Here is a 10729-nt window from a genome sequence, read left to right as displayed (position 1 = left end):
TCGAACGAGCCGTCACCCACTTACGCAAAACGCATCGCGAGATTCCGGATCACCTGCTCAAGCACGTATCGCCGCTGAGCTGGGAACACATCAATCTGACCGGCATCTACACATGGGATGCAGAACACCAGATGCCTGAAGGCTTCCGATCGCTCAGACTTCCGGCTCGGTTGCGCCGCGCTGCGTGACTTTCACGCTTCGTTTGGCCTTAGCGTGTCGCTGGGAACTGCTCTTGTTCCTACCCCTGGAAGCCACCGGCGTCTGCCGCGATGCAGCTGGAGACGTCCGTTGCAGACACCCTTGGATGACGATCGGCCTCGCGGCGGTCGCGGGTTTTCTGGTCGGCGCCCTGTCGCGGCGTTGATGGGTATTCTCGATGACATCGTGCACAGCATTGGCCGAAATGTCCGTATGGACATTCGGAAACTGTTGTTGCCAGTCTTGCTGGCGTTGGCCGGTGGACTGATCGGCGCCACCGGCGTCGGGTTCCTGACGGCCTGGGCCTATCTCACGCTCGGCGCGGCCATCGGGCATGAATCGGCTGCACTCCTGATTGGCCTGGGATACCTGATGCTTTCGGCGGGCCTCGTGTTCCTCGCACACAGGCAGTTGTCGAAACATGACCCGGGTGACCCGTCAAGGAAGCAGCCCGGGGTACAGCGAAAGGAGGCAACCGATGCCGCCTCCGAGATCGCCTTCACCGCGGCGTTCGTTCTGGCCCGATACCTTGGCGCGGGCAAACGGAACTGACAGTGCACCCGCGGCCGTCCAATCGGAGGCGAGAGGTCCGGCATCATGCTGGCGCACGACACCCTGAACGGCAATCCCATCAACCGGCTCTCATGCAGGGCGCGACTTGACGGGCCACGGGCCCCGGACTGATCGGCGCTGGGGTGGCACGGGTGCAAGGAAATATCCCGCGTCGATGTGCATCAGCGACGAACCTCTCTCGGCCATCGTATCGCGCAAGGATTGAGGTCGCTTGCGCGCCATTCCGTCGCGATGCGCAGGAGTGGCCAAGAAGGAGTCTCGTCTCGGAAAGCACAGCCTGTCCTCTCGGTACAGGCAGACATTGCACAAGGAGCCACGCCATGAGCCGCCTCTCTTATTCCGAAATTCACATGGTGCATCGCATCGGCTGGCTGCATGCGGCCGTTCTCGGAGCCAACGACGGTCTTGTCTCGACCGCGAGCCTGATCGTCGGCGTGGCGGCGGCCGGGTCGGGAAAGCCCGAAGTGTTGATCGCGAGGCTCGCTGGGCTCGTGGCCGGTGCGATGTCCATGGCGGCGGGCGAATACGTCTCGGTCAGTTCCCAGACCGATGCAGAGCGAGCGGACATCGCGCGCGAGACCCGAGAACTCGGGGAAACGCCAGAGGCTGAACTCGAGGAGCTGACGCGGATCTATGTCGACCGCGGGCTCGACCGCGACCTGGCCGCGCAGGTGGCCCACCAGTTGACAGAACGCGACGCGCTCGGATCGCATGCCCGCGACGAACTCGGAATATCGGATCAGTCTTCTGGTGGCGGCATCGTCGATCGTTGGCCTCGCGGTCCTCGGTGGATTGGGCGCGTCGGCTGGCGGAGCCGGCATGGTCCGCGGAGCCGTGAGGGTCACGTTCTGGGGTGCGCTTGCAATTGCTGCGACAGCCGCTATCGGGGCGGTGTTCGGGGTTACCGTGGAGTAGCTGCTACGATCTCAGGATAAGAGAAGGGGTGGATGCCGCACTCCCTTGACGGCATCGCTATGGGCCAGACTGGCGGTGGCCATGAACAAGTTGAAGGAGAACCGATCCAAGGGAAAAGTTACAAGTATCGGCGTCGATCTCGCAAAAAACTTCACTCAACTGAACGGAGACGTGGTGGACGATTCCGTGTCGCTCCAGAAGAGCTGTCCCAGCTACAATTCGCTGGGTCTTGCTCGCAGTCGCGACAGAACCGAATGACTATTCAAACCATCTGTCGGATTAGATAAAACAACGATTTAGGCGGCGGAGAACGTTGGATCCCAGTCCCGTCCCCTCCGCCACTTGCCCCCGCGAAAACGTTCTCCCGCTCCGGCTGCGGCCAGGTTTTTCCGTGTTTTCAAAGGGGTTTGCGGTCAAGGCTGAACACTGCCGCGTTGGCGGCTGGCCCAAAATCCGTTCTCTCAGCCGGATATTCTCCGGACCTGATGACTGCGCGAATTTAGTGAATTCCTTGCAAAGCTCTGTAACCAAAGAAATTTCCGGAGGGGCATCCTGAACACTTTGACCGGAGTCGCGTTAGGTAAGATGGAACGGAAATCAAACCTTCGCTGGTCGCCCGACTTAGCACCGCACTAGCGTTTCCGCAGCGCAGCATTTTGCCAGGCGCTGCACGAACGGCGGTGTGCTGCCGTTCGCTGCAAGCAGCTCGAACGTCTCATTTGCGCGCCGAAGCCGCCGGTCACGATGCTTGCCAAGCCGCCCGCTGACTGCGCAAATCAGACTTTGGAGCAAAACAGGGTCGAATCTGCTCTGCCGGCAGATCGGTCAACATCCACCTTAGCCAGTCCCTTGGTTCAGATCGAGTAGGCGCTTTTTGAACAGGATATGCACAACCATAGACAAGGCGGGTTCAGCGACGGCGCGCTCCATCCCCGCAACATCGGATTTTCGGTGAAAGCGCAACTCGTGGATCTCACGAACGCTCGGAGCAGATAAATTGGCGCCTTCTTTGACTATCTCACATGGAAAGACCTCGCCCTCCTCCAGGACACGGAGATAAAATCCGGTTCGCCCGGTCTCGATGCAGCGCGCCAACGCCTTGGGATTGCCAAGCTTGTGGCCGAACTTGAAGCAGGCATCGGTGGCATTGTTACTTCCATTAACGCCCTGCCGATCCGGAATCGATCCCCAATGCGGACCTCGTTTTCAACCATTCCTTCCGTGGTCAGGTTCTCGCCGAAATGACCGTGTTTGAAGGGGGCTGCCCGAACTCGAACTCGTAGAAATCGTAGCTCTCGATCGGAAACGCCAGCACCGGCTTGTCCGGGCCGCCGTGGGCCTGCTGATTGACCTGAATGTCACCGTCAATTCCAAGGCGCCGTGCCATCGCCGAGCCAGATACTGGAAATTTGAAGATTGCGGTAGAGACCTCCTCACCGGAATGCAGAATAGTTCGAGGCGTTCCAACTGAGACACTAAGCAAACGCATCGCCAGTCTCCACTTTAGGTCGGCTGTTCATTACACATAGCACGATCGGCAAAAGAAGTCATGAAGTCTGCGGGGTTTCGACATCGCGGAGCTGTCTGCAACTGATGGCAGACCGCAGCCATTTATGGCCACGTAGACGGCCCATTTTCGGAAACCGACTACGGAATTGGATAGACATGGCTCGCATCAGACACCGGGCATCCGAGCAAAACGATCGGATGTCCGCAAGGTCGGCATTCTACCAGTTCGTTGGGCTTGCAGCATCGGGCAAGAAGGGCACAGACCTGCCGTTCGCCGCGTCTTGCGCCAAAGCCGGCAATGGGCCGAATCTCTAGATCATTACTACCAATGCGCGATCGCACATCGGCGCACCTACCGCCGCAGATCGTGGTGCCGGACCACCCAGGACGGAAGCACACTGCGCAGCGTGTTGTCGTCTTCGGCAGCCTTGGCGATCTGCGTGATATTCACCCGGAGATTGGGCCACCTTCGAATTTCCACCACCATCGCGACACGACCCGCGCTGTGCATCCATGCAAAATGAAATTGTCGTTTTTTGCAATCGCTGTGCCGGGCTGAACAGCGTAGTTTCTCTGTCAAGGCAAGGCGCCAAGGCAGCCGCGCCCCAGAACAGTAAGGAAAAGGAGCATTACTATGCGCAAACTAATCATGGCAACCGCAGCCCTCGGCTTTCTCGCCAGCCCCGCTCTCGCTCATTGCGACAGCATGGATGGCCCCGTCGTCCAGGACGCGCAACGCGCGCTTGAGGCGCAGGACGTGACGCCGGTCCTCAAGTGGGTCACCGCGGAGGACGAGGACGAGATCAAAAGCGCTTTCGATATGACGGTGGCGGTTCGCGATGAATCGAACGCCGCCAAGACCGTTGCCGATCAGTATTTCTTCGAAACCTTGGTCCGGGTCCACCGCGCGAGCGAGGGTGCGGCCTTCACCGGACTCAAGCCGACCGGCAGCGTCGAGCCGATCATCGCAGCCGCCGACCAGGCTTTGAATGACGGCAACATCGAGCGGCTGGCGGACGAGCTCGCGTCGGCGATCCAGCACGGAACCGAGGAGCGCTTTGCGGTAGCTTACGAGAAGCGCCAGACGGCGGAGGATTCCATCGAGCAGGGCCGCGAGTACATCGAGGCCTACGTGCAGTTCACGCACTTCGCCGAGGAGGCGGATCATCTGGTCAAGGCCGGGGCCGGTCATTAGCATCGTGAGACCCTGGCCGGTCACTGACCGTAGCTGAAGCACCCAGCCGATATGAAAGGGGGCGATGGAGCGTGAATGCGCTGCGTCGCCCCATGTCAGCCGCGCGCTTCGCTGCCGAGGATCAGAATCTCGAAATTCAGCGCCACCGGCTCTTGGAGGCTGGGGGGAAAAGGAGCATCCGCACCCTACTTCTCCCAGGTCATTAAGCACCTTGCCTGAGCTTTCGGGGCGTGCCGCGACGTGCCGGCCGCGGGTGGCGTCAGCGGTAGATTTTCATGGTGTGTGAGATAGCTGGATGGCGATACAATGATCTGCCGACGGGCGACGCAAAGGCGAGTTTATCGTCGCGCCTGTTACACCGCCTTCGTATTGGGCGTGAGAGCCTCGCCCAGTGCCGGCGTCATGAAATCCATGACGGCGCGAATCCGGGCAGTATGGCGCAGGTCTTCGTGGGTCAGCAGCCACAGATCAAGGCCGAAGGACTCAGGCAGTTCTGCGACGCGGATCAGGTCTGGTTTCAGATCAGCGATGGCACAGGGCAATAGTGCAAGACCAAGACCCGCCTTGGTCAGCCGCACCGCACAGGCCACCGAGTTTGTCCGCACCGCCGGGCGCATGCCGGGCAGGAGTTTCTCGAACTGGCGGATCAGCGGCGCGTGGGCATTGTCAAAGCCGATCCAGTCATGTTGCGCCAGATCCGCGCCCGGATGAGCCGCGCAATAATCAGGGGCACCGTAGATCGCAAACTCCAGCTTGCCGACTTTTCGCCCGACCAAAGTTTCGGGTGGGGAATTGCCGATCCGCAGGGCGATGTCGGTTTCGCGGCGCGACAAGTTGAGTGCCTCGTTGCCGACGACGATTTCCAACTCGATGCCCGGATGGGTGGCCCGAAATCGCTGAATATGGTCCGGCAGCAGCCAGAAAGCCAGCATGTCGATCGCCGTGATCCGCACGGTGCCGCTGAGACGCAGATCCTGTCCGGTAACGGTGCGGTCCAGCGTGGTGACATCGGCCTCGATCCGCTCGACGATGCCCAGCGTTTCCTCGCCCGCCGGGGTCAGCGCATAGCCGGTCGGCAACCGGTCGAACAGCCGCACACCCAGGGTTTCCTCGAACCCCGCGATCCGGCGGAACACTGTGGAATGGTTGACGCCAAGGCTGCGCGCCGCCCCCGACAGGCTGCCCGCCCGCGCCACGGCCAGAAACACCCGCAGATCGTTCCAATTGGCAAGCTGTGCATTCATGCAAGGACACCTTTCCGGTTTCGCCACTGCCTGTGCGTGAAATGAGAGGCTATATTTGATCCAGACGCAACAACAATCAATGAAGGGGTTTCACCATGACCGACAAGACAATCCGCACGAAACTGCGCAGCGACGAGCTTTCCTGTCCCTCCTGCGTGCCGAAGATCGAAAGCGCGCTGCGGGCGCTGCCCGGCGTGAAGATGGCCGAGGTGAAGTTTGGCAGCGGGCGGATCGAGGTCGAGCACGACCCGGCGCTCAGTGACGTGGCCGCATTGGTGAGTACCATCGCCAAGACCGGATATACTGCCAAACCTTCGGCGTTCTGACCCCGCTTATCAAATCTCCCCCACCGCCCCAAGCGGTGGGGCTTGCACTGAAAGGAGAGAGCCACATGTCATATGTGGAACGACCCACTTTGCAAGGGCTTTTTCAGACATTTGATCACGCGGGAATGGTGCGGTCATATGTTCGGCCTTTGAGCGCGGCTTTGGGCCGCTGGCCTCGATGAAGTTCGCGATACGAGTGGCTAATCAACGGCACGCGCTTTGAGCGCGTTGACACTAGCGGCCTCTCTCGCCTCGGGATTTCGTCCCACGGAATCATCGTCTGCTTTTTGCACCTCACCTCTGCCGGCTACCGCGCCGCACAGTTCGTTTTAGCCGACTTCCGGTTCAAGCATTTGCTGCACCGTTTACCGGCGTCATGCCCCGATATGTCCCGCCCTTGGTCAAAAGCGCCCATATGACCCGTGCCATCTTGTTGGCAAGCGCGACAGCCACGACCTTATAAGGCCGGCGCATCAGAAGCGCGCTCAGCCATTTCGGCGCCTTGTCGTTGCCTCGCACGTATCGCAGGACGGCGCTCGCGCCGAGGACAAGCAATGAGCGGAGCTCCGGATTGCCCATCTTTGAGATTCCTCCCAACCGCTCCTTGCCACCACTCGAATGGGACCTGGGTGTCAATCCCAGCCAAGCTGCGAAGTGACGACCGGATTTGAACCCGCCGGGATCTGGAACAAGCACCTTGATTGACGCCGCCGTGATAGGACCGACGCCCGGTATAGTGGCCAGACGCCGCATATCCTCATCGCGCTTTGCCCCGGCGACAATCTCCCGATCGAGATCACCGATCTGTCGGATCAAAGCCTCGATCTGATCGGCTACGGCCGTCAACGCGAAGCGCGCAGCCTTCGGTAAGCGAGCATCGGTCGCATCGCGTACGATCTCGATCAGCCCTGCAACCCTCGTCGTACCGATGGCGGCAATGATGCCCAATTCCGCCAGATGGGCGCAGCGCATTGATCGCCTGGGTTTGCTGTCGGACAAGAAGGCTGCGCGTCTTCAGCACCATCGCTGCCGCCTGTTGCTCGGCCGTTTTGATGGGGACAAAGCGCATGGTTTTGCGTGTCACTGCCTCGCTGATTGCCTCGGCGTCGGCGGCATCCGTCTTGCCACGCTTGACGAAAGGCTTGACATAGGCCGGCGGGATCAGACGCACCTCGTGACCAAGCGCAGCGATCTCGCGAGCCCAGTAGTGCGAACTGCCGCAGGCCTCAATTCCGACCAGACAGGCAGGCTGCTTCTCGAAGAACCGCAGCACCTCCGCGCGGCGGAGCTTTCGATTGACAATTGGAGAACCCTCGGCGTCGGCACCGTGGATCTGAAAAACCTGCTTGGCCAAATCCAGCCCGATGGTGGTAATCTGCTTCATGGAACGGCTCCTACCCTGTGGCGTTGAAATAACGACCAGTTCTTAGCACTCTGATGCTTCGGTCGCGGGTCGTTCCACCTCATCAACGGCGGAGTAAAAACCGGCCAGGCGGCGGCGCATGGGCGCTGTCGAGGCCGATCCAGTCATGTTGTGCCAGAACGTTGCCGGGGTTGGCGCTGAGGTAATCGGGCGCTCCGTAGACTGCAAACTCCAGCCGCCCAACCCGTCGTCCCACCAGTGTCTCGGGCGGGGTGTTGCCAATCCGCAAGGCGATATCGGTTTCGCGCCGCGACAGGTTGAGCGCTTCGTTGCCCACCACCACTTCCACCTCGATCCCCGGGTAGGCGGCACGGAACCGCGCAAGGTGATCCGGCAACAGCCAGAACGCGAGCATGTCGGTCGCCGTGATCCGCACTATCCCGCTCAGCCGCAGATCCTGCCCGGTCACGGTGCGGTCAAGCGTGGCGACATCGGCCTCGATACACTCGACAATGCGCAGCGTTTCTTCGCCTGCCGGCGTCAGCGCATAGCCGGTCGGCAGGCGGTCGAACAGCCGCACCCCCAGCGTCTCCTCGAATCCGGCAATCCGGCGGAACACCCTGGAATGATTAACGCCAAGACTGCGTGCCGCGCCCGAAAGACTGCCAGCTCGCGCCACGGCAAGAAACACCCGCAGATCGTCCCAATTCGCAAGCTGTGCATTCATGCAACGCCGCCTTTCACTATTTGCCAATCCCTGTGCGCTGATTGTGCATCTATATCTTGTTCAGACGCAACAATGATCACATCAAAGGATCAAGCCATGACCAAGACAGCAACCCGGACGACCCTGCGTAGCGACGAGCTTTCCTGCCCCTCCTGCATCCCGAAAATCGAAAAGGCGCTGCTGGCGTTACCCGGCGTGGAAAAGGCCGAGGTGAAGTTCGCAAGCGGGCGGATTGAAGTCGAGCATGACCCGGCACTCAGCGACGTGGACGCTCTGGTGAATTCCATCGCCAAGACCGGCTATACCGCCAAGCCGTCGGCATTCTGAGATCTGCAACCGCCCCGCTGCCTTCGGGCGGCCGGGCTTCGACATGAAAGGAGAGACCAATGTTTTCCATGATCACAAGCATCTATAGGCACCCCACCAGTCGGCGCAAATGGCTGACCATCTTCAGTGGTGCGTTCATCACCTTTGCGCTGGTCGCCTGGTATGGGTTCGGGCTGGCCGGCCCTTGGGCGCCGCTGATGACGACGGCTGCCATTCTGGCCGGATATGACATCGCGTTGCGGGCCTGGGCCGCGCTGCGCTTGCGCCATCTAAGCATCGAATTGCTGGTTATCGTGGCGGCCACGGGTGCGGTGTTCATCGATAACTACTGGGAGTCCGCCGCCGTCACATTCCTGTTCATGTTGGGGGCCTGGCTGGAAAGCCGTACCATGAGCCGGACCCGTGGCGCGCTCAAGGCGCTGATAGACGCCGCCCCCGTCACGGCAACTGTGCTGCGGGGTGGCGAACCAGTTGAGGTGGCTGCACATGTTGTGCAACTTGGTGAAACCGTTTTGGTGAAGGCTGGTCAACTCCTGCCGGTCGATGGCGAAGTTATCGAAGGCGCGGCAGCCGTCAACGAGGCGGCCATCACCGGCGAGCCGATCCCGGCGGAAAAGACACCCGGTTCGCGAGTGTTCGCCGGAACACTGGCCGAAAACGGGCTGTTGTACCTGCGCGCCACCGGCGTTGGGGCCGACACCACGCTGGCCCGCATCATCAGCCGTGTCGAAGAGGCGCAAGAGGCCAAGGCCCCGGCGCAGCGGATGATCGAGAGCTTCGGGCGCTGGTATACACCGGCGGTGTTCCTGCTGGCGATCGGCAGTTACCTTGTCACCCGCGATATTGAGCTGGCATTGACGCTGCTGGTTGTCGGGTGTCCGGGCGCGCTGGTGATCTCGACCCCGGTGTCGGTGATTGCCGGGATCGGACGGGCGGCCCGTGCGGGTATCCTGATCAAGGGCGGCGAGCATCTTGAGAATGCCGGGCGCATCACCGCACTTGCCCTCGACAAGACCGGCACGCTGACCGAAGGTCGGCCGCGTCTGGCCGAGGTCGTGGCGCTTGCGGGTCAGAGCAGGGAAGACGTACTCCTATGGGCGGGGATTGCCGAAACCGGCTCGACCCACCCGCTGGGCCGTCCGATCATCGAGGCGGCACGTGCGCAGGGCCCGCTGCCCACCGCCGAGGCGCTGGAAGAGATCTCGGGCATGGGTCTGATTGCTCGCCATACCGGCCATCAGATTGCCGTCGGCAGTCACCGCCTGTTCGATCATCTCGGCATCGCGTTCAACGCGGGCACGACGGACGCTATCGCCCGGTTGCACGGGCTGGGCCACACGGTGGTGATCGTGGCGCGCGATGGCGAAGTCGTGGGCCTTCTGGGGCTGGCCGATATGCCGCGCGCCAGTGCAAAGCCGATGATCGACCGGCTGCACGCTCTTGGGGTACGCCGCGTGGTAATGTTGACCGGCGATCAACGCCCGGCAGCCGAGGCGATTGCCAGAGCGGTAGGGGTGGATGAGGTGCATGCCGAGATGATGCCCGACGACAAGCTGGACCGTATCCGTTCGCTCAAGTCTGAAGGCCTTGGTATCGCGATGGTCGGTGACGGTATCAACGATGCACCAGCACTGGCGGCGGCCGACATCAGCATTGCCATGGGGGCCGGCGGCAGCGACATCGCCATCGAGACCGCGGACATTGCGCTGATGACCGATGATCTGGGCAAGATCGCCGAGGCGATGGAGATCTCGCGCGCCACGCTGACCAACATGCGCCAGAACCTCGTCATTGCGGTTCTGACCGTCATTGGCTTGCTGTTCGGGGTCTATACCGGCTCGATCCACATGGCGGGCGGGATGCTGATCCACCAGCTTTCGGTGCTGATCGTGATCGCCAACGGCATGCGGCTGCTGCGGGTTCCAAAAGCCGCCAAAATCGGAACTGCCCGTCAGATTGCCGAGCACGTCGTTGCGTAGGAGCTTCGGCAGAAACGATTTCGGACCCGCGCCAGACTGGCGCGGGTTGGTCGAAGAGATATGGGTTGGACCTCAGTCGCGTTTGTATCACGTGGGATTCGAAACTGCAAGTTGATGTAATAATATCAATGCTTTACATCCAAGAGAAGGTTCGACGGCTGTCCCGTCCCCTCCGCCGATTGTATGCTCAGAATAGGTCGGCTTTCTCAACTTCTTTGTTGACAAACGGTTTTTCACCGGTCCCGTTTTGTCGTTTACTGCCGCGATCATGAAAAGCGATACGCCAACTCCATGCGGCAGCCGGCAGCAGACTTCTTACTATTCTGCCACCTCGTCATCATCGTCCGGCTTGGCCGATAGTGCTTCTGTCTGC

12 protein-coding genes and 3 pseudogenes are annotated in these 10729 nt (G+C 60.9%); 9 read left to right on the top strand and 6 right to left on the bottom strand.

Annotation, left to right across the window (positions count from 1 at the left end):
- From Q8O80_RS11090 to Q8O80_RS11075, 5 genes and pseudogenes are all read left to right on the top strand, one after another.
- Positions 1-188 (top strand): Tn3 family transposase (locus Q8O80_RS11090; RefSeq protein WP_305579525.1); only part of this gene is annotated, 188 nt, incomplete at its 5' end.
- Entirely contained in the window at positions 185-364 is a 180-nt protein-coding gene (locus Q8O80_RS21580) for a hypothetical protein (RefSeq protein WP_371136170.1), read from the top strand. The genes Q8O80_RS11090 and Q8O80_RS21580, both read left to right, overlap by 4 nt.
- Entirely contained in the window at positions 364-750 is a 387-nt protein-coding gene (locus Q8O80_RS11085; RefSeq protein WP_305579524.1) for a hypothetical protein, read from the top strand. Before Q8O80_RS21580 ends, Q8O80_RS11085 begins: the two co-directional genes overlap by 1 nt.
- A gap of 341 nt (positions 751-1091) precedes the next feature.
- Positions 1092-1686, top strand: a pseudogene (locus tag Q8O80_RS11080) (VIT1/CCC1 transporter family protein).
- 81 nt (positions 1687-1767) lie between these two features.
- The gene (locus Q8O80_RS11075) at positions 1768-1944 is read left to right on the top strand and encodes a hypothetical protein (protein WP_305579523.1); all 177 of its coding nucleotides are present in this window, start codon (positions 1768-1770) and stop codon (positions 1942-1944) included.
- 579 nt (positions 1945-2523) lie between these two features.
- Here the strand turns inward: Q8O80_RS11075 and Q8O80_RS21575 are convergent.
- The 3 genes and pseudogenes from Q8O80_RS21575 to Q8O80_RS11070 form a co-directional block, all read right to left on the bottom strand.
- Positions 2524-2781, bottom strand: coding sequence for a 3-alpha domain-containing protein (locus Q8O80_RS21575; RefSeq protein ID WP_371136169.1), 258 nt, complete (start codon positions 2779-2781; stop codon positions 2524-2526).
- A pseudogene (locus Q8O80_RS21570) lies at positions 2700-2933 on the bottom strand (MOSC domain-containing protein); the annotation flags it as partial. The pseudogene Q8O80_RS21570 and the gene Q8O80_RS21575, both read right to left, overlap by 82 nt.
- The gene (locus Q8O80_RS11070; RefSeq protein WP_305579522.1) at positions 2912-3175 is read right to left on the bottom strand and encodes a hypothetical protein; all 264 of its coding nucleotides are present in this window, start codon (positions 3173-3175) and stop codon (positions 2912-2914) included. The pseudogene Q8O80_RS21570 and the gene Q8O80_RS11070, both read right to left, overlap by 22 nt.
- A gap of 654 nt (positions 3176-3829) precedes the next feature.
- On the opposite strand from Q8O80_RS11070, the gene Q8O80_RS11065 reads away from it, so the two are divergent.
- The gene (locus Q8O80_RS11065; RefSeq protein WP_291094749.1) at positions 3830-4390 is read left to right on the top strand and encodes a DUF6448 family protein; all 561 of its coding nucleotides are present in this window, start codon (positions 3830-3832) and stop codon (positions 4388-4390) included.
- Between the two features lie 353 nt (positions 4391-4743).
- Here Q8O80_RS11065 and Q8O80_RS11060 read toward each other — a convergent pair whose 3' ends face one another.
- Entirely contained in the window at positions 4744-5634 is an 891-nt protein-coding gene (locus Q8O80_RS11060; protein ID WP_305579521.1) for a LysR family transcriptional regulator, read from the bottom strand.
- Positions 5635-5729: 95 nt separating this feature from the next.
- Here Q8O80_RS11060 and Q8O80_RS11055 point away from each other — a divergent pair, with 95 nt between their 5' ends.
- Entirely contained in the window at positions 5730-5960 is a 231-nt protein-coding gene (locus Q8O80_RS11055; RefSeq protein WP_291094744.1) for a heavy-metal-associated domain-containing protein, read from the top strand.
- Positions 5961-6305: 345 nt separating this feature from the next.
- Here Q8O80_RS11055 and Q8O80_RS11050 read toward each other — a convergent pair.
- A pseudogene (locus tag Q8O80_RS11050) lies at positions 6306-7344 on the bottom strand (IS110 family transposase).
- Between the two features lie 82 nt (positions 7345-7426).
- On the bottom strand, positions 7427-8050 hold the full coding sequence (locus Q8O80_RS11045) for a LysR family transcriptional regulator (protein WP_291094739.1): 624 nt from the start codon (positions 8048-8050) through the stop codon (positions 7427-7429).
- A gap of 96 nt (positions 8051-8146) precedes the next feature.
- On the opposite strand from Q8O80_RS11045, the gene Q8O80_RS11040 reads away from it, so the two are divergent.
- Positions 8147-8377, top strand: a complete 231-nt coding sequence (locus tag Q8O80_RS11040; protein ID WP_291094737.1) for a heavy-metal-associated domain-containing protein — start codon at positions 8147-8149, stop codon at positions 8375-8377.
- 59 nt (positions 8378-8436) lie between these two features.
- The gene (locus Q8O80_RS11035) at positions 8437-10356 is read left to right on the top strand and encodes a cation-translocating P-type ATPase (RefSeq protein ID WP_305579520.1); all 1920 of its coding nucleotides are present in this window, start codon (positions 8437-8439) and stop codon (positions 10354-10356) included.
- The last annotated feature ends 373 nt before the right edge of the window (positions 10357-10729 follow it).

It is taken from the genome of Devosia sp. (assembly GCF_030689745.1).
Lineage (GTDB): Bacteria > Pseudomonadota > Alphaproteobacteria > Rhizobiales > Devosiaceae > Devosia > Devosia alba.
This window is presented reverse-complemented; position numbering and strand designations above follow the sequence as displayed.

Bases quoted from the DNA above. Each gene is read 5' to 3' on its own strand.
- Q8O80_RS11085 (WP_305579524.1), top strand. From the start codon at position 364: ATGGGTATTCTCGATGACATCGTGCACAGCATTGGCCGAAATGTCCGT.
- Q8O80_RS11075 (WP_305579523.1), top strand. From the start codon at position 1,768: ATGAACAAGTTGAAGGAGAACCGATCCAAGGGAAAAGTTACAAGTATC.
- Q8O80_RS11070 (WP_305579522.1), bottom strand. From the start codon at position 3,175: ATGCGTTTGCTTAGTGTCTCAGTTGGAACGCCTCGAACTATTCTGCAT.
- Q8O80_RS11065 (WP_291094749.1), top strand. From the start codon at position 3,830: ATGCGCAAACTAATCATGGCAACCGCAGCCCTCGGCTTTCTCGCCAGC.
- Q8O80_RS11060 (WP_305579521.1), bottom strand. From the start codon at position 5,634: ATGAATGCACAGCTTGCCAATTGGAACGATCTGCGGGTGTTTCTGGCC.
- Q8O80_RS11055 (WP_291094744.1), top strand. From the start codon at position 5,730: ATGACCGACAAGACAATCCGCACGAAACTGCGCAGCGACGAGCTTTCC.
- Q8O80_RS11045 (WP_291094739.1), bottom strand. From the start codon at position 8,050: ATGAATGCACAGCTTGCGAATTGGGACGATCTGCGGGTGTTTCTTGCC.
- Q8O80_RS11040 (WP_291094737.1), top strand. From the start codon at position 8,147: ATGACCAAGACAGCAACCCGGACGACCCTGCGTAGCGACGAGCTTTCC.
- Q8O80_RS11035 (WP_305579520.1), top strand. From the start codon at position 8,437: ATGTTTTCCATGATCACAAGCATCTATAGGCACCCCACCAGTCGGCGC.